15 protein-coding genes are annotated in these 17,007 nt (G+C 69.4%); 4 read left to right on the top strand and 11 right to left on the bottom strand.

The window, feature by feature from the left end; all coding sequences use genetic code 11:
* Positions 1-122 precede the first annotated feature (122 nt).
* From AC0KUR_RS34815 to hutH, 9 genes are all read right to left on the bottom strand, one after another.
* Positions 123-1,460, bottom strand: coding sequence for a glutamine synthetase family protein (locus tag AC0KUR_RS34815; protein ID WP_034190391.1), 1,338 nt, complete (start codon positions 1,458-1,460; stop codon positions 123-125).
* Positions 1,461-1,472: 12 nt separating this feature from the next.
* Positions 1,473-2,279, bottom strand: coding sequence for a gamma-glutamyl-gamma-aminobutyrate hydrolase family protein (locus AC0KUR_RS34810; RefSeq protein ID WP_034190390.1), 807 nt, complete (start codon positions 2,277-2,279; stop codon positions 1,473-1,475).
* A 750-nt stretch (positions 2,280-3,029) separates the two neighbouring features.
* On the bottom strand, positions 3,030-3,827 hold the full coding sequence (gene hutG, locus AC0KUR_RS34805) for an N-formylglutamate deformylase (protein WP_473377150.1): 798 nt from the start codon (positions 3,825-3,827) through the stop codon (positions 3,030-3,032).
* Positions 3,828-3,881: 54 nt separating this feature from the next.
* A complete protein-coding gene (locus AC0KUR_RS34800; protein ID WP_473377149.1) occupies positions 3,882-5,258 on the bottom strand; it encodes a formimidoylglutamate deiminase in 1,377 nt (458 codons plus the stop codon).
* Positions 5,259-5,321: 63 nt separating this feature from the next.
* Entirely contained in the window at positions 5,322-6,545 is a 1,224-nt protein-coding gene (hutI, locus tag AC0KUR_RS34795) for an imidazolonepropionase (protein ID WP_473377148.1), read from the bottom strand.
* A gap of 4 nt (positions 6,546-6,549) precedes the next feature.
* Complete coding sequence (locus AC0KUR_RS34790; protein ID WP_473377147.1) at positions 6,550-7,161, bottom strand: HutD/Ves family protein; 612 nt, start codon at positions 7,159-7,161, stop codon at positions 6,550-6,552.
* A 2-nt stretch (positions 7,162-7,163) separates the two neighbouring features.
* Complete coding sequence (gene hutU, locus AC0KUR_RS34785; protein WP_034190385.1) at positions 7,164-8,852, bottom strand: urocanate hydratase; 1,689 nt, start codon at positions 8,850-8,852, stop codon at positions 7,164-7,166.
* A 39-nt stretch (positions 8,853-8,891) separates the two neighbouring features.
* Complete coding sequence (gene hutC / locus AC0KUR_RS34780) at positions 8,892-9,587, bottom strand: histidine utilization repressor (protein WP_034190384.1); 696 nt, start codon at positions 9,585-9,587, stop codon at positions 8,892-8,894.
* Between the two features lie 4 nt (positions 9,588-9,591).
* Positions 9,592-11,115, bottom strand: a complete 1,524-nt coding sequence (gene hutH, locus AC0KUR_RS34775; protein WP_034190383.1) for a histidine ammonia-lyase — start codon at positions 11,113-11,115, stop codon at positions 9,592-9,594.
* Between the two features lie 214 nt (positions 11,116-11,329).
* Here hutH and AC0KUR_RS34770 point away from each other — a divergent pair, with 214 nt between their 5' ends.
* Positions 11,330-12,250: a glutamate/aspartate ABC transporter substrate-binding protein gene (locus tag AC0KUR_RS34770; RefSeq protein ID WP_069706948.1), complete on the top strand. Its 921-nt coding sequence runs from the start codon at positions 11,330-11,332 to the stop codon at positions 12,248-12,250.
* Positions 12,251-12,271: 21 nt separating this feature from the next.
* On the opposite strand, the gene AC0KUR_RS34765 is transcribed toward AC0KUR_RS34770, so the two are convergent.
* Both AC0KUR_RS34765 and AC0KUR_RS34760 read right to left on the bottom strand, forming a co-directional pair.
* Positions 12,272-13,027 carry a 4'-phosphopantetheinyl transferase family protein gene (locus tag AC0KUR_RS34765; RefSeq protein ID WP_034190381.1) on the bottom strand — a complete coding sequence of 252 codons (756 nt, stop codon included), beginning with the start codon at positions 13,025-13,027 and terminating at the stop codon, positions 12,272-12,274.
* 122 nt (positions 13,028-13,149) lie between these two features.
* A complete protein-coding gene (locus AC0KUR_RS34760) occupies positions 13,150-14,190 on the bottom strand; it encodes an alpha/beta hydrolase family protein (RefSeq protein ID WP_473377146.1) in 1,041 nt (346 codons plus the stop codon).
* A gap of 349 nt (positions 14,191-14,539) precedes the next feature.
* Between AC0KUR_RS34760 and AC0KUR_RS34755 the strand changes: the two genes are divergently transcribed.
* The 3 genes from AC0KUR_RS34755 (at position 14,540) to AC0KUR_RS34745 (ending at position 16,986) form a co-directional block, all read left to right on the top strand.
* On the top strand, positions 14,540-15,484 hold the full coding sequence (locus AC0KUR_RS34755; RefSeq protein WP_226228274.1) for a LysR substrate-binding domain-containing protein: 945 nt from the start codon (positions 14,540-14,542) through the stop codon (positions 15,482-15,484).
* A 156-nt stretch (positions 15,485-15,640) separates the two neighbouring features.
* Positions 15,641-16,873 carry an MFS transporter gene (locus tag AC0KUR_RS34750; protein WP_034190378.1) on the top strand — a complete coding sequence of 411 codons (1,233 nt, stop codon included), beginning with the start codon at positions 15,641-15,643 and terminating at the stop codon, positions 16,871-16,873.
* On the top strand, positions 16,864-16,986 hold the full coding sequence (locus tag AC0KUR_RS34745; RefSeq protein WP_034190377.1) for a hypothetical protein: 123 nt from the start codon (positions 16,864-16,866) through the stop codon (positions 16,984-16,986). The genes AC0KUR_RS34750 and AC0KUR_RS34745 overlap by 10 nt, the downstream gene beginning before the upstream one ends.
* The last annotated feature ends 21 nt before the right edge of the window (positions 16,987-17,007 follow it).

Genomic DNA, 17,007 nt, shown 5'->3' with positions numbered 1-17,007 from the left:
CGGCGGTCGAGCGTGCCTGCGTCGCGCGCGGCGCGGCGGCCGGCGCGGCCGGCTGGATCCAGGCAGATTCGTTGCGGTAAGTCATGTTTCCTCCGTGATTCCGTATTCGGTTGCGCGCACGTTCAGACGTGCAGCAGCAGATGGCGGCGTTCCCACGAGCTGATCACGCGGAAGAACGCTTCGTATTCGGTTTCCTTCAACGCCAGATAGGCCTTCACGAACTTGTCGCCGAGAATGCCGGCGAGCGGCTCGCACGCGGCCATCAGCGAGATGCCCTCTTCCAGATTGCGCGGCAGCTGGTAAGGCAGGTCGTAACCGTCTGAGGCAATCGGCTCGGTCGGCGCGAGCTGCTGCGTCATGCCGAGATAGCCGGCCGCGAGCGTCGCGGCGAACGCGAGGTACGGGTTGCAGTCGACGCCCGGAATGCGGTTCTCGATGCGGCGCGCGACGGGGCTCGACTGCGGGATGCGAAAGCCGACCGTCCGGTTGTCGTAGCCCCACTGCACGTTGATCGGCGCGGCCATGAAGCGCGACAGCCGGCGGTACGAGTTGATGTACGGCGCGAAGATCGGCATCAGCGCCGGCGTGTATTTCTGCAGCCCCGCGAGATAGCTGCGGAACAGCGGCGACACGGAACCGTCCTCGTCGGCGAACAGGTTGCGCCCGGTGCGCATGTCCGCCAGGCTCTGATGAATGTGCATCGCGGATCCCGGCTCGCCTTCCATCGGCTTGGCCATGAAGGTCGCGTACATGTTGTGGCGCAGCGCGGCCTCGCGCACCGTGCGCTTGAACAGGAATACCTGGTCGGCCAGCGGCAGCGCATCGCCGTGCACGAAGTTGATCTCCATCTGCGCGGCGCCGACTTCGTGGATCAGCGTCTCGATATCGAGGCCCTGCATTTCGCAGTACTCGTAGATGTCCTCGAACAGCGGATCGAACTCGTTGACGGCCTCGATCGAATACGACTGGCGGCCGGTTTCCGCGCGTCCCGTGCGGCCGATCGGCGGGCGCAGCGGCAGGTCGGGATCGGCATTCATGTCGACGAGATAGAACTCGAGTTCCGGCGCGACGACGGGCTTCCAGCCTTTCGCCTCGTACAGGTCGAGCACGCGGCGCAGCACGTAGCGCGGCGAGATCTCGACCGGCGAACCGTCGAAATGCACGCAGTCGTGAATCACCTGCGCGGTCGGATCGACGGCCCACGGAATCAGGCAGATCGTCGACGGATCGGGCACGCACACCATGTCGGGATCGGTCACGCCGGTCAGCGTGCCGTCCTCCGGATAATCGCCGGTCACGGTCTGCACCATCACGGCCTGCGGCAAGCGCATCGATTCGCCTGATTCGAACTTGTTGCGCGGAATGATCTTGCCGCGCGCGATGCCGGCCATGTCGGGGATGATCGCCTCGACCTCGGTGATGCGGTGCTGCCGCAGGAATTCGCTCAGTTCGGGTTGCATGATCGGCCTCGTTCAGTCGACGTCGGATGCGCTCGGCGACGCGATCGCGCCGCCGGCTGCATGAATGCGGTGCGTCATGCGCACGCGGCACGCCGCGCCGAATGCCGCGAAGATGTCGCGCGACAGCGGCTGTTCCGCGTAGCGCCATTCGGGATGCCACTGCACGCCGAGCGCGAACGCGCGCGCGCCGCGCACGCTGACGGCCTCGACGAGCCCGTCGGGCGCGCTCGCTTCGACGACGAGCCCCGCGCCAAGCCGGGCGATGCCCTGGTCGTGCAGCGAATTGACGGTCGCCTCGTGCACGCCGCGCGCGACCCGCTGCAGCAGGCCGCCCGGCGCGAGTTGCACGACGTGCGCGGGACCATACTGCCGCTCGAGCGGATCGGCCGCCCGTTCGCGATGATCGTCGAAGCCGTTCGTCGCGTGCAGCCGCTGATGCAGCGTGCCGCCGTACGCGACGTTCAGCTCCTGCATGCCGCGGCAGATCGCGAGCACGGGTACGCCCGCCTCGATCGCCGCGCGGATCAGCGGCAACGCGGTCGCATCGCGCGCGGCATCGTGCAATGTGTCGGGTGCGCTCGCGGCGCCGCCGTAATGATGCGGCTCGACGTTCGAATAGCTGCCCGTAAACAGCAGCCCGTCGACCGCCGCGATGATCGCGTCGGGCGGCTGGCGCGCGCCGAGCGCGGGCAGCACCAACGCCAGCGCGCCGGCGCCGTCGACGAGCGCGGCGAGGTACTTCTCGCCGGCCGTGTGATTCGGATGCGCACCGCGCAGGATGCGGTCGGCGGTGACGGCTACGATCGGGCGCGCACGCATGAGCCTCCCTCCCTCTCCGGTAATCGCGCGCCGCATGCGTGCGCACGGGACGACGAAGGCCGGCGGCTGCGCCGCACGCGCGTGCCATCGCGCAGCGCGAGCGCATGCGCGATCCGGCCGCGCGAACGATGCGGCAAGCCGCGGTGCGGCCCGCAACGGAAGCGGAACAAGACGCTAGGGCAACAACGATGCGCTGCCGTCGCACTGCACCGCGCTGAACACCTGCGCGGTCACGAGGTTGAAGCGGCGCGGGCCGCGATGGGAAATGGCGAAGAAACGAGGTTCGCGTAAAGGGGCGGCACGCGTGCCGCATTCAGCATGCCGGTTCGGCCCGGCCTGAGGCGGCGCGCCCGCCGACGGACTTCGCGTCCGGCGTATCGAAGGGCTGGCGGCTTTCACGATCGTACTCGACTGACTGAAGGAGGCAGGACACGCGTCGCGATCAAGCGCATACGGCAAAGCCGCGCGGCGACACGTCGGCAAGGTGTCTCGCAGCGCATTCCGGCACGGTACGGCCATCGTCGATGCCCTCGCCGCCGGTGCGCGCGTGACGACTTCCTGACATTCAGCTTATATCACCTAAAAATTGCGTCAAATTTTCAGGCGCCGACGACGACATCGATCAGATGAAAAAACGGCATCGATCCCCGCGATCGATGCCGTGTTGTGCATTGCGTCGGCGCGCCTGCTGCATGCCGGCGGGCCGCGACGCCCTGCTCCGCCGCGCTGCCGCATGCGAGCGGCCCGCGCTCAGCGATGCGCGAGCGCGGTTTCGACGAGCGTCTGCAACAGCGGCGCAATCCGCGCGGCGCGCGCTTCGTCGTACGCGTACGGACGCGTCTCTTCCATGTAGGTGATCTGCGACAGCTCGAGCTGCACGGCTTCGACACCGGTGTCGGGCACGCCGTAGTGACGGGTAATGTAACCGCCCTTGAAGCGGCCGTTCGCGACGGCCGTATAACCGCCGTGTGCGAGCACGCACGCGGCCAGCGCCTCCGCGAGACCGGGCCTGGCGCTCGCGCCGCTCGACGTGCCGAAATTGAAGTCCGGCAGGCGGCCGTCGAAGAAGCGCGGCACATGCGAGCGGATCGAATGCGCTTCCCATACGAGCACGCGGCCGTGCTCGCGCTTCAGGCGTGCAATCTCGCGCTGCAGCGCGTCGTGATACGGCAGCCAGTAGCGGTCGCGGCGACGCATGATCTCGTCGTTGCCGGGCAGCGCATTCGCCGGATAGAGCGGCGCCTTGTCGAACGTATCGACCGGCACGAGCCCCGTCGTGTCCTGCCCCGGGTACAGGTTCTCGTTGTCGGGCGGACGGTTCAGGTCGACGACGTAACGCGCGTGCGACGGCACCAGGATCGATGCGCCGAGATCGGCCGCGAAGCCGTACAGCCGCTCGAGATGCCAGTCGCAATCGTCGACGAAGCGCGCGTCGGGCGTCATCGTCGCCGCGATGTCCTCGGGGATGTGCGTGCCTGCGTGCGGAATCGAGATCAGCAGCGGCAGCGTGCCCTGCTTCAGCGTGAATACAGCCGGTTGTTCAGTCATGTCGCCTCACCGTAAGAGTCGGCCGGCGCACGCACGCGCGCCGGTTGCCGCGTGTCAGCGCAGCAGTTGCGCCAGCGCGGCGCGGTAGTCCGCGTATGCAGCGTCTTCGTCGCGATGGCGACGGCCGCTCACGACGCGTTCGCCGCCCGTGTAGACGTCGAGCACGGGCGTCTCGCCGTGTTCGGCGAACACGATGCCCGACAGCCACGACGGGCTGCCATGTTCGGCGATCGCCGGATGATCGGGATCGAGCACCAGCCAGTCGGCGCGGCAGCCTTCGCGCAGCGCGCCGACACGCCGCCCGCTCGCCTGTGCGCCGCCCGCGAGCGATGCGTCGAACAGGCGATCGGCGACGTGTGCCTGCGACTCGCTCGCCAGCACGTTGCGCGCGCGGTGCACGAGCCGCTGCCCGTATTCGAGCAGGCGCAGCTCCGAGCGCCAATCGACCGAGGCGTGGCTGTCCGAGCCGACGCCGATCACGCCGCCCTGCGCGAGATAGTCGACAGCCGGGAACACGCCGTCGCCCAGGTTCGCTTCGGTCGTCAGGCACAGGCCGGCGACCGCGCGACGCCTCGCGAGCGCGGCCGTCTCGGTCGCATCGACGTGCGTGGCGTGCACGAGGCACCAGCGCGCATCGACGTCGAAGCGATCGAGCAGCCATTGGACGGGACGCGCGCCGTACGCGCGCACGCAGTCGTCGACTTCGGCCGTCTGCTCGGCGATATGGATGTGAACGGGCGCGTCGCCGGGCAGCCCGTCGATCAGCGTGCGCAGCCCGTTCTCCGACACCGCGCGCAGCGAGTGCGGCGCGACGCCGTAGCGCAGGCCGCCGTGCTCGGGCGCCGCGCGACGCATCGCGTCGAGCAATTCGAGCAGCCCGTCGGGCGTGTTGATGAAGCGGCGCTGGTCGTCGCGCGGCGGCTTGTTGCCGAAGCCGGCGAACTGGTACGACACGGGCAGCATCGTGATGCCGATGCCGGCGGCGCGTGCGGCATCGACGACGCGCGTGCCGAGCTCCGCGAGCTGCGGATAGCGCGAGCCGTCCTGTGCGTGATGCACGTAGTGGAATTCGCACACCGACGTGTAACCGCACTTGAGCATCTCGACGTACAGCCAGCGTGCGATCGCCGCGAGCGCGTCGGGCGTGATCTTCAGCGCGAAGCGGTACATCAGGTCGCGCCAGCTCCAGAAGCTGTCGGCGGGATTCGCGCGGTATTCGGTGAGCCCCGCCATCGCGCGCTGGAATGCGTGCGAATGCAGGTTCGGCATGCCGGGCAGCACCGGGCCGGCCGCACGCGCGACGTCTGCCGGCGCATCGGTATCGGGCGTCACGCCGGTCAGCGTGCCGGCCGCGTCCCAGCGCAGCAGCACGTTGCGGCGCCAGCCGTCGGGCAGGTAGGCGTGGTCCGCGAACAACATGGTGTCGGTCATTCTGATTCCTTGTCGAGCGGCCGGATCGAGCGCGGTCGCACCCGGCCCGGCTCCCTGCAAAAACTATCCGTTCATCCGGCGAAACACGGTCGTGCCGCCGCGCACGACCTGCTCGCACAGCGGCCGGCCGATCCAGTACGCGAGCTCCGACAGCGAACCGACCGACCACGCGGCGAAGTCGGCCTGGCGGCCGACCTCGAGCGCGCCGTGGCGATCCGCGCGGCCAAGCGCCGCGGCGGCATGGCGCGTGACGCCCTGCAGCACTTCCGGCACCGTCATGCGGAACAGCGTGCAGCCCATGTTCAGCGTCAGCAGCAGCGATTCGAGCGGCGACGTGCCGGGGTTGTGATCGGTCGCGAGCGCGATCGGCACGCCGTGCTTGCGCAGCAGCTCGATCGGCGGCAGTTGCGTTTCGCGGATGAAGTAGTACGCGCCGGGCAGCAGCACGGCGACCGTGCCGGCCGCCTTCATCGCCTCGATGCCGGCTTCGTCGAGAAACTCGAGGTGGTCGGCGGACAACGCGCGGTAGCGCACGGCGAGCGCCGTGCCGCCGGCGTTCGACAGTTGTTCCGCATGCAGCTTCACGGGCAGGCCGCGGCGCGTCGCGGCCTCGAACACGCGCTCGGTCTGCGCGAGCGAGAAGCCGATGCGTTCGCAGAACACGTCGACCGCGTCGACGAGACCCTCGTCGGCGAGCGCCGGCAGCATGCGGTCGCACACTTCGTCGATGTACGCGTCCGCCCGGCCCGCGTATTCGGGCGGCAGCGCATGCGCGCCGAGGAAGGTCGTGTAGACCGTGACCGGAAAGCGCTCGCCGAGCTGGCGCGCGACGCGCAGCATCTTGCGCTCGCTCGCGAGGTCGAGCCCGTAGCCCGACTTGATCTCGATCGCGGTCACGCCTTCGGCGAGCAGCGGCTGCAGGCGCGCGGCGGCCTGCACGAACAGCGTCGTTTCGTCGGCCGCGCGCGTCGCGCGCACCGTCGACACGATCCCGCCGCCCTGCCGCGCGATTTCCTCGTAGCTGACGCCCGCGAGGCGCTGCGCGAATTCGTCCGCACGCGTGCCGCCGTACACGAGGTGCGTATGGCAATCGACGAGGCCCGGCGTCACCCACGCGCCGTGCAGGTCTTCGCGCGGCCAGTGCGCGTAACCGTGCGGCAGCGCGGACCACGCGCCGAGCCACACGATCGTGCCGGTTTCGTCGACCGCGATCGCCGCGTCGTCGATCGTTTCGTCGGGATGGCCGTGCGGACACAGCCTCAGGTGATGCCAGACAGTCGGTTTCATGCGTTCAGTCTCGTTCGCCGACGGCGAGCGAGACGGCGAGCAACGCACCGCCCCCGCTCACGACGACGTCAAACGCACGCCGCGGCCCGTCGAGCCGCAGCGTGTCCATGTCTTCCAGTGCGTGGCGCGTGCCGTCGATTGCGACACCGACGGCGCCGGTCGCGCAGAACAGCAGCACGGTATCGGCCGGCGCGACATGGTGCGCGCCCGCGCGCCACACGTCGAGCGTGCCGCGCGCGGCCGAGCGGCGCGTCATCAGGTTGAAGTCGCGCGTCGCGCCGTCGTGCAGCGTCGCGTCGATCGCCGCTTCCCCTGCGAAATCCGCACGGGCCAGCGGCACGTCGAGCACATGGTGCGCACCGCCCGCTTCGGCGAGCGTCATGCCCACGCCGGACAGCAGCACGAGCGTGCGGTCGATCCCGTCGAAACGCGAGAACGGGCCGGCCGTGCCGACGTCCGCGACGCTCACGCGCCACGCGAACGCGTCGAGCGCGGCGCCGGGCGGGAACGCGCCGATCTCGCGCGTCACGCCGCCGCCGTTCTTCCACGGCGACGCGACGAGATCCGCCGCGCGGATCAGCGTCGCGTTCACCGGCGCCTGGTCGAGCGCCGTCATGCTCAGCGGCCGAGCATCGGCAGCTTCAGGCCGGCTTCGCGAGCCGTCTGCTGCGCGAGTTCGTAGCCGGCATCCGCATGGCGCATCACGCCCGTCGCCGGGTCGTTCAGCAGCACGCGACCGAGACGCTCGTGCGCTTCAGCCGTGCCGTCGGCGACGATCACGACGCCCGAGTGCTGCGAGAAGCCCATGCCGACGCCCCCGCCATGATGCAGCGACACCCACGATGCGCCGCCTGCCGTGTTCAGCAGTGCGTTCAGCAGCGGCCAGTCGCTGACCGCGTCCGACCCATCCTTCATCGATTCCGTCTCGCGGTTCGGGCTGGCGACCGAGCCGGTGTCGAGGTGGTCGCGGCCGATCACGATCGGGGCCTTCAGTTCGCCGTTCTTGACCATCTCGTTGAATGCCTGGCCGAGACGATAGCGATCCTTCACGCCCACCCAGCAGATCCGTGCCGGCAGGCCCTGGAACGCGATGCGCTCGCGCGCCATGTCGAGCCAGTTGTGCAGGTGCGGATCGTCGGGGATCAGCTCCTTCACCTTCTGGTCGGTCTTGTAGATGTCTTCCGGATCGCCCGACAGCGCGACCCAGCGGAACGGGCCCTTGCCTTCGCAGAACAGCGGACGGATGTACGCCGGCACGAAGCCCGGGAAGTCGAACGCGTTCTCGACGCCCATTTCCAGCGCCATCTGGCGGATGTTGTTGCCGTAGTCGAGCGTCGCCGCGCCGCGTTCCTGCAGCGCCAGCATCGCGCGCACCTGGACGGCCATCGACTGCTTCGCGACCTTCACGATGCTCTGCGGATCGACCTTCTGCGCTTCGCGCCATTGCGCGACGGTCCAGCCTTGCGGCAGGTAGCCGTTGATCGGATCGTGCGCGCTCGTCTGGTCGGTCACGCAGTCCGGCGTGATGCCGCGCGTGACGAGTTCCGCGAACACGTCGGCGGCGTTGCCGAGCAGGCCGACCGACACGGGCTTGCCCGTGCGCTTCGCTTCCTCGATCATGCCGAGCGCTTCGTCGAGCGTCGTTGCCTTCTTGTCGACGTAGCGCGTCTTCAGGCGGAAGTCGATGCGCGTCTCGTCGCATTCGACCGCGATCATCGAGAAGCCGGCCATCGTCGCGGCCAGCGGCTGCGCGCCGCCCATGCCGCCGAGGCCGCCCGTCAGGATCCAGCGGCCCGACGGATCGCCGTTGAAGTGCTGGTTCGCGACCGAGAAGAACGTTTCATACGTGCCCTGAACGATGCCCTGGCTGCCGATGTAGATCCAGCTGCCGGCCGTCATCTGGCCGTACATCATCAGGCCCTTGCGGTCGAGCTCGTGGAAGTGATCCCAGTTCGCCCAGTGCGGCACGAGGTTCGAGTTCGCGAGCAGCACGCGCGGCGCATCCTTGTGCGTGCGGAACACGCCGACCGGCTTGCCCGACTGGATCAGCAGCGTTTCGTTTTCCTCGAGATCCTTCAGCGACGCGAGGATCTGGTCGTAGCATTCCCAGTTGCGCGCCGCGCGGCCGATGCCGCCGTACACGACGAGCGCATGCGGATGCTCGGCGACTTCCGGGTCCAGGTTGTTCTGGATCATCCGGTAGGCCGCCTCGGCCAGCCAGGTCTTGCAGGTCTTCTCGCTGCCGCGCGGCGCGCGGATCGTGCGCGTCGGATCGAGACGGGGATCGATGTGTTTCGGATGGTTCATGACGACTGCTCCCGAGGGAAAATGACTATCAAATAGGAATCAGAAATGCCCGGTGAAGCGGTAACGGCTGCCGGGATGCCACAGATTCGCCACCGAGGCGACGACGCCCTGCGACCAGGTGCGCCGATGTAAAACCAGACACGGTTCGACGTCGTCCATCCGCAGCTGCTCGCGCCGCTCCGGCGCCGGGGCCGCCGCTTCGATCCGGTACTCGACGCGCTGCAGCGGGGCCGCGCGCATCAGGTACAGGTTCGGCGTCGTGTTCGTGAAATCCTGCTCGGCGTAATCCGGCGCGACCGCCGGATTCACCCACCGTTCTTCGAGCTGCACGGGCTCGTCGTTCTCGAAGTGCAGCACCTGCGAATGAAACAGCTTCGTGCGCACGGCCACCTGCATCTCGTCGGCGAGCGCGTCGTCCGCGCGGACCGTGTCGAGGCCGAGCACGCTCGCCCGATACGCATGCCCGCGCGCGCCGACCTCCTCCGAGATGCTGCGGATCGCCACCAGCGTCGACTCGTACTTCGGCCGCGCGACGTAGGTGCCCGCGCCCTTCATGCGCGTGAGCACCTGCTCGGCCGTCAACTCGCGCAGCGCGCGGTTGACGGTCATGCGCGCCACCTTGAATTCGCGCGCCAGCTCGTTCTCGGACGGCACCTGGTCGCCCTCCTCCCACTCGCCGGCGTGGATGCGGGCCAGGATGAAATCCTTGATCTCCTGGTAGACCGGCGCGCTCATCGGCTTACTGTTCCGATGCGAACGAGAACGGTGCGACCTTCGCGAACGCGCGCTCGCCGACGAGCTTCGCGACCGCCGCGATGTCCGGTGCGAAGTAGTGGTCGAGTTCGTAATGCGCGACCTTGCCGCGGATCGTCTCCATCACCGGCGCCAGCTTCGGGCTCGTGTGGTACGGCGCGCGCAGGTCGACGCCCTGGGCCGCGGCCAGCAGTTCGATCGCGAGGATGTGCTTCGTGTTGTCCGCGATGTCGGCGAGCTTGCGCGCGGCGAACGTCGCCATCGACACGTGGTCTTCCTGGTTCGCGGAAGTCGGCAGCGAGTCGACCGACGCCGGGTGGGCGAGCGTCTTGTTTTCCGATGCGAGTGCGGCCGCCGTCACGTGCGCGATCATGAAGCCCGAGTTCACGCCGCCGTCCCTCACGAGGAACGGGGGCAGGCCCGACAGCGTCGCGTCGATCAGCAGCGCGATGCGGCGTTCGGCCAGCGCGCCGATTTCCGATGCGGCCAGCGCGAGGTTGTCGGCCGCGAACGCGACCGGCTCGGCGTGGAAGTTGCCGCCCGACAGCACTTCGCCGGTGTCCGGGAAGATCAGCGGGTTGTCCGACACGGCGTTCGCTTCGACCAGCAGCACGTCGGCCGCATGGCGCATCTGGTCCAGACACGCGCCCATCACCTGCGGCTGGCAGCGCAGGCTGTACGGATCCTGCACCTTGTCGCAGTCGCGGTGCGACTGGTTGATCGGCGAGCCTTCGAGCAGCTCGCGATACGACGCCGCCGCGTCGATCTGGCCCTGGTGGCCGCGCAATTCATGGATGCGGGCGTCGAACGGTTTCACCGAACCGGCTGCCGCGTCGACCGACAACGCGCCGGCGACGAGCGCCGTGCGGTACAGGTCTTCGATCGCGAACATGTTGTCGAGCGCCAGCGCGGTCGATGCCTGCGTGCCGTTCAGCAGCGCGAGGCCTTCCTTCGCCTGCAGCGTCAGCGGCGCGAGGCCCGCGACGCGCAGCCCGTCGAGCGCGCTCGCACGCTCGCCGCGGATGAACACTTCACCGACGCCGAGCAGCACCGCCGACATGTGCGCGAGCGGCGCGAGGTCGCCCGATGCGCCGACCGAGCCCTTCACCGGGATCAGCGGCAGCACGTCGGCGTTGAACAGCGTGATCAGCGCGTCCATCACTTCGCGGCGGATGCCCGAGTGGCCGCGGCCGAGGCTCGACAGCTTCAGCGCCATCAGGAGGCGCACCGACGAACGGGCCATCGGCTCGCCGACACCGACCGCATGCGACAGCACCAGGTTCTTCTGCAGCAACTCGAGCTGGTCGTGCGGGATGTGCGTGCTGGCCAGGCGGCCGAAACCCGTGTTGATGCCGTAGGCCGGCTCGCCCTTCGCGGCGATGTCGGCGACGGCCTTCGCGCCGGCGTCGATCTTCGCGAAGCTGGCCGGGTCGAGCGCGAGCTGCACGGATTCGCGCGCGATCTGGCGCAGTTGCGGGAGGGTCAGATGGCCGGGGGTCAACGTAATCATGTGAGCAATCCTGTCTAGACAAGTTCGGAATGGATTGAAGTGTAGCCACGACAACTTGTCTAGACAACCCGTTTTTCATCGATTTCGACTCGGGAGTTTCCCTGATGTCCGGCGCGGCCCGCCGGACCGGCCGGCGGGATCCGGTTATTAACATATGTTGCAATTATTTTGTTTTTGGCAACATACGAATCACCATTCGCCACGGAGACCCGCCATGTCCTTCCCGTCACGATTCGCCGCCCGGTTCGGCCGCCCGCTGCTCGCCGCGGCGTGCCTGCTGGCATGCGGCGCCGCGCTCGCCGCGGAACCGCTGTCCGGCACGCTCGAGAAAATCCGGCAGAACAACCTGATCTCGATCGGCCATCGCGAGACGTCGGTGCCGTTCTCCTACGTCGATACGGGCGGCAAGGTGATCGGCTTCTCGCAGGACCTGTGCGACCGCGTGATCGCGGCCGTGAAGGCGCGCACCGGCAAGCCCGACCTGCAGGTGCGCTTCATCCCCGTCACGTCGCAGAACCGCATTCCGCTCGTGCAGAACGGCACCGTCGACCTCGAATGCGGCGTGACGACCAACCTCGCCGCGCGCCATGCGCAGGTCGCGTTCTCGACCACCTTCTTCGTCGCGACGACGCGGCTGCTCACGCGCACGACGTCGGGCATCCGCGACTTCCCCGACCTCGCCGGCAAGACGGTCGTGACGAACCAGGGCACGACGTCCGAACGCCTGCTGCGCAAGATGAACGAGGACAAGAAGATGAACATGCAGATCATCAGCGCGAAGGACTACGGCGAGGGACGCCTCACGCTCGAATCGGGCCGCGCGGCCGCGTACATGATGGACGACGTGCTGCTCGCGGGCGTGCGCCAGCTCGCCGCGAAGCCGGCCGACTGGCAGATCGTCGGCACGCCGCAGTCGTCGGAAGCCTACGGGTTCATGCTGCGCAAGGACGATCCGCAGTTCAAGGCGCTCGTCGACGGCGTGCTCGCGCAGCTGATGAAAAGCGGCGAGATCAACGCGCCGTACGACAAATGGTTCATGAAGCCGGTGCCGCCGAAGGGGCTGTCGTTCGACTTCCCGATGAGCGACGTGATCAAGGCGCGCTATGCGGCGCCCAACGATGCGCCGCTCGAATGAGCGCCGGGCGCCAACGCCCGCTTACACGCGCGTCCACGCGACGCACGCCGCATAGCCGGGCGCCGCGTCGAGCCACGCCGCGTCGAACGCCGCGACGCCGGCCGCAGGCGCGGCCGGCTCGACGATCGTCGTCGCGGGCGTCGCCGCGTCGCGCGGCGGCACCACCGCGAACGCGCGCAGCCCGCCGACGATGCCCGTGCCGAGCGCCTTGAGCAGCGCTTCCTTCGCGGACCACACGCGCATGAATTCGCTCGCGCGCACCGCGGGCGGCATGCTGTCGAGATGCGCGACCTCGGCGGGTGCGCAGACTTCACGCGTCAGCGCACGCCAGTCGGCGACGCGGTCACAGCCCTCGATATCGACGCCGACGCGGCCCGCGGGCGCCCATGCGATCAACGCGTGATCGCCTGCGTGCGACACGTTGAAGTCGAGCGACGCGCGATGCGCGCGATCCAGCGACGGCCGCCCCGATGCATCGACGACGATCGAGACCGCATGCGGCGCGACCTCGAGCGCCGCGCCGAGCACGTCGCGCAACGCGGCGCGCGTCGCGGCGCTGCGCACCGCATCCTCGTGGCGCATGTAGCGCGCGGCGCGCGCCCGCTCGGCGTCGCCGAGCGCCGCATACGCGGGCGACGACAGCGGCACGCGCCAATCGAAATCGATACGCGCGACCCGCACGCCGGCACGGGACGCGGCCTCCGGCAGGTCGAGCGCGTGCACGCGCCACGCGCGGGGCGTGTCGAGCGGGGAAGCGGATTCGGACGGAGTGGACATCGGCACGCGCAGCCTGTGCTGTGAATGGAAACGTCCGATGTTAATCGATCGCGCCGGCCGGCAACCGGCGCGGCAGGACCGGGAAGCGGATCGCGACGGGGCGATGCGCGGCGGGCGCCACGTCAACCGTTCGCGGCCACACCCGGCACGCCGCCGGCCGCTATCGGCCCGCGCGACGCCGGGTGAAGCGCATGCACGGCGCCCGGCGCATCGGCCGGCAGCACGCCGTGTTGCAGCCAGTACAGCGCGACGGGCCACAGCGAGTCGGTGAAGCGGCTGTGGAAAAACGCGAAATGACCGATCGCGTCGACGCCGATGTCGGCCGGCGCGATCCTCAGATGCGTGACGTTGCTGCCCGTGTAGTAGCCGACCAGCCGCTCGATCGCCTCGACCGTGCCGAACGCGTCGTCGTCGATGCCGATCGCGAGCATCGGCGCCGACAGCCCCGCGAAGCGCGCGGGCACCGCGGCGCGGCCGACGGTCCCGGTATCGAGCACGCCGCCGATGTAGCCATCCTCGAAACGCGGCTGCGCGCGCGCCCACGACAGCGCGACCCCGCGCGGCGTGTCCTCCATCCAGCCGAGCCGCTTCGCGGGCACATAGCCGAACACGGCCGCGAGCGCGGGCATCGCGACATGCCACTTCCACCACATGCGGCGCCGCTCGGCCGGCAGGTAGTCGCGCCAGTACGCATACTGCGCACCGACGGTCACCGCATGCCGCACGTGTACGTTCGATGCCGCGAGCCCGAGCAGGCAGCCGCCGATGCTGTGCGCGACGACATCGAGCGGCTGGCCGGGAAACGCGTCGCGCGCATACTGCAGCACGGCTTCGCAATCGAGCCGCCCCCAGTCGAGCCAGGTCGCGTGCAGCTTCGCGAGCTGCGCGGGGCGTGAAGCGCCGATCCCGCGATAGTCGTAGACGAGCACGTCGCGCCCCTGCGCGAACAGCCAGGCCGCGAAACGGAAGTAGTAGTCGCAGCGTACCGACGTCGCGCAATTGACGACCGTGACGGGCCGCACGGCGCCGCCGCCGCGATGGCGCCACACATGGCCACGCAATTCGTAACCGTCGGCCGCGCGCAGCGTCACGGGCTCCGGCGGCCATGCGCCCGCCGCGCGACTGCGCTGCGCCGCCCCGCTTCCTTCGTTCGAAATCGTCATCCTGTCTCCTGTCGGCCCAAGTTAGCGCTTTAGCGCTTACTTGGGCCCCATGCTCTGCGGTCGGCGCCAAGTTGGCGCTTTAGCGCTGACTCGAACCCCATGCTCTGCGGTCGGCGCCAAGTTGGCGCTTTAGCGCTGACTCGAACCCCATGCTCTGCGGTCGGCGCCAAGTTGGCGCTTTAGCGCTGACTCGAACCCCATGCCTCGCGGTCGGCCCGAGTCAGCGCTTCAGCGCCTACCCATCCCCCTGCCTCGCGGCCGCCCCGCGCCCCTCGTCAAGCCTCCATTGAACTTGACGCGTGGCGCGTTCTCAACCAATCTTGCTGCTCCGTTCGCATGAGTCACGCGCATGTCAACGCCGCTCGTCCGTCTTCCGTCGCTCGATCTCGTCCGCGGTTTCGTCGCGGTCGGCCGCCGCATGAGCATCACGCTCGCCGCGCAGGACCTGTGCGTCACGCAGTCGGCGGTCAGCCGCCAGATCCACGCGCTCGAGGCGCATCTCGGCGTCGCGTTGCTGCAGCGCGGCTACCGGAAGATCGCGTTCACGCCGGAAGGCGAGCGACTGTTCCGCGTCGCGGATGCGGCGCTGCACGGCCTGCAGGACACCGTCGCGTCGCTCGCCGCCGCGCGCGAACGCCAGCCCGTCACGATCACCGCCAGCATCGGCGTCACCGCGCTGTGGCTGTTGCCGCGGCTCGGGCGGCTGCAGGCGCGCCTGCCCGCGGTCGACCTGCGCGTCGCCGCGAACGACAAGGTACTCGATTTGCGCACCGAAGGCATCGACCTCGGCATCCGCTATTGTTCGCGCGACCGCGCGCCGGCCGGCGCGCTGCGCCTGTTCGACGAGATCGTCGTCCCGGTCGCGCATCCCGCGCTCGCCGCGCGGCCGGTCACGCGCGCGGCCGCGATCGCCGACCACGTGCTGCTCGAATTCGACGGACCGCCGCAACCGCAGTTGCAGTGGCACGCGCACCTGCATGCGGCCGGGCTGGGCGACGCGCGCCCGAAAGGCGTGCTGCGCTTCAACCAGTACGACCAGGTGATCCAGGCCGCGATCGCGGGCCAGGGCGTCGCGCTCGGCCGGCTCGCGCTCGTCGCGCCGATGCTCGCGGACGGGCGGCTCGCGGTGCTCGGCCCGCACACGCAGGCGCTGACGGATACGTACGGCTACTGGCTGTTCCAGCACGATCCGGCCCCGCGCCGCGAAGTCGTCGAGGTGCGCGACTGGATGCTCGCCGAGGCCGCCGAATGCGATGCGGCGATGCGCGCGTACGACACAGCGTCACCGGCGTAAGCCGCCGCCCGCGACTGCAGGCAGCGCCGCCGCACCCTCGCATTCCCGATGCGCATGCCAACCTGACCGAATGATCGCTTGAGCGATCGCGGGCCCGATCGTCTAATCGGATCGAGCGCGGCCGTTTCGACCGCGCACCTTCATCCGGAGACACGCATGACCCCGATCGAGCAGGAAGTCCGACGCCGCTGGCTGCCCGTGCTCGCCGGCGGCCTGATCATGGGCGCCGCGCTCGGCATCCGCCACGTGCAAGGCCTGTTCCTCGCGCCCGTCTCGCTCGACCACGGCTGGTCGCGCGAAGCGTTCGGCCTCGCGCTGGCGCTGCAGAACCTGGTCTGGGGCGTCGCGCAGCCGTTCACGGGAATGATCGCCGACCGCTTCGGCTCGGTGCGCGTGATCGTCGCCGGCATGCTCCTGTACGCGGCCGGGCTCGTCACGATGGCGCATGCGGCCACGACCGGCCTGTTTACGGTCGGCGCCGGGCTCGTGATCGGCATCGCACTGTCGGGCTCGGCCTTCGCGTCGATCTACGGTGCGCTGAGCCGCCTGTTTCCGCCCGAGCGGCGCGGCTGGGCGCTCGGTGTCGCGGGCGCGATCGGCGGGCTCGGCCAGTTCTGCATGGTGCCCGTCGCGCAGGCGCTGATCGGCGGCATCGGCTGGCGGCACGCGTTCATCGCGCTGGCGCTCGTCGCGGCGCTGCTCGCGCCGCTCGCCGTGCTGCTGCGCGACCGCCCCGTGCAGACGGCCGATGCCGCCGCCGGCCCCGGCCAGTCGATCGGCGAGGCCGTGCGCGAGGCATTCGCGCATCGCGGCTTCTGGCTGCTGAACGCGGGGTTCTTCGCGTGCGGTTTCCAGCTCGCGTTCATCGCGACGCACCTGCCCGCGTACCTGCTCGACCACGGGCTGCCCGCGCGCCATGCAAGCGTCGCGCTTGCGCTGATCGCACTGACCAACGTGGCAGGCACCTACGCGTGCGGCCATCTCGGCGGGCTGCTGCGGCGCAAATACGTGCTGTCGGTGCTGTACCTCGTGCGCGCGCTCGCGATGGCGGTGTTCGTCGCCGCGCCGCTGTCGCCCGCGAGCGTCTACGTCTTCGCGGCGGTGATGGGGTTCACGTGGCTCGGCACGGTGCCGCTGACGAACGGCGTGATCTCTCAGGTGTTCGGTGTGCGCTACATCGCGACGCTGTTCGGCTTCGTGTTCTTCGGGCACCAGCTCGGCAGCTTCTTCGGCGTCTGGCTCGGGGCCGTCGTATACGACGCGACGCACTCGTACATGCCGCTGTGGATCGGCTCGATCGCGCTCGGCGTGCTCGCGGCGCTGCTGCACCTGCCGATCAACGACGCGCGCGTCGCGCGGCCCGCGTCGGGCAACGCGGCATGGGCCTGATCCGTGCGGCGCTGGCCGCCGGCACGCTCGCGTTCGTCACGTGGTGCGGCGCGGCCTACTTCGGTCCGGACGTCGCGTATGCGCTGCTCGAACACGTCGCGTTCTGCAACTGACGTGTCGAACCGCGCCGCGCG

The sequence above is a fragment of the Burkholderia sp. YHN3-13 genome, from assembly GCF_055810675.1.
This window is presented reverse-complemented; position numbering and strand designations above follow the sequence as displayed.

Excerpts from the sequence above, each read along its gene's own strand:
- AC0KUR_RS34815 (WP_034190391.1), bottom strand. The coding sequence starts at position 1,460 with ATGCAACCCGAACTGAGCGAATTCCTGCGGCAGCACCGCATCACCGAG.
- AC0KUR_RS34810 (WP_034190390.1), bottom strand. The coding sequence starts at position 2,279 with ATGCGTGCGCGCCCGATCGTAGCCGTCACCGCCGACCGCATCCTGCGC.
- hutG (WP_473377150.1), bottom strand. The coding sequence starts at position 3,827 with ATGACTGAACAACCGGCTGTATTCACGCTGAAGCAGGGCACGCTGCCG.
- AC0KUR_RS34800 (WP_473377149.1), bottom strand. The coding sequence starts at position 5,258 with ATGACCGACACCATGTTGTTCGCGGACCACGCCTACCTGCCCGACGGC.
- hutI (WP_473377148.1), bottom strand. The coding sequence starts at position 6,545 with ATGAAACCGACTGTCTGGCATCACCTGAGGCTGTGTCCGCACGGCCAT.
- AC0KUR_RS34790 (WP_473377147.1), bottom strand. The coding sequence starts at position 7,161 with ATGACGGCGCTCGACCAGGCGCCGGTGAACGCGACGCTGATCCGCGCG.
- hutU (WP_034190385.1), bottom strand. The coding sequence starts at position 8,852 with ATGAACCATCCGAAACACATCGATCCCCGTCTCGATCCGACGCGCACG.
- hutC (WP_034190384.1), bottom strand. The coding sequence starts at position 9,587 with ATGAGCGCGCCGGTCTACCAGGAGATCAAGGATTTCATCCTGGCCCGC.
- hutH (WP_034190383.1), bottom strand. The coding sequence starts at position 11,115 with ATGATTACGTTGACCCCCGGCCATCTGACCCTCCCGCAACTGCGCCAG.
- AC0KUR_RS34770 (WP_069706948.1), top strand. The coding sequence starts at position 11,330 with ATGTCCTTCCCGTCACGATTCGCCGCCCGGTTCGGCCGCCCGCTGCTC.
- AC0KUR_RS34765 (WP_034190381.1), bottom strand. The coding sequence starts at position 13,027 with ATGTCCACTCCGTCCGAATCCGCTTCCCCGCTCGACACGCCCCGCGCG.
- AC0KUR_RS34760 (WP_473377146.1), bottom strand. The coding sequence starts at position 14,190 with ATGACGATTTCGAACGAAGGAAGCGGGGCGGCGCAGCGCAGTCGCGCG.
- AC0KUR_RS34755 (WP_226228274.1), top strand. The coding sequence starts at position 14,540 with ATGTCAACGCCGCTCGTCCGTCTTCCGTCGCTCGATCTCGTCCGCGGT.
- AC0KUR_RS34750 (WP_034190378.1), top strand. The coding sequence starts at position 15,641 with ATGACCCCGATCGAGCAGGAAGTCCGACGCCGCTGGCTGCCCGTGCTC.
- AC0KUR_RS34745 (WP_034190377.1), top strand. The coding sequence starts at position 16,864 with ATGGGCCTGATCCGTGCGGCGCTGGCCGCCGGCACGCTCGCGTTCGTC.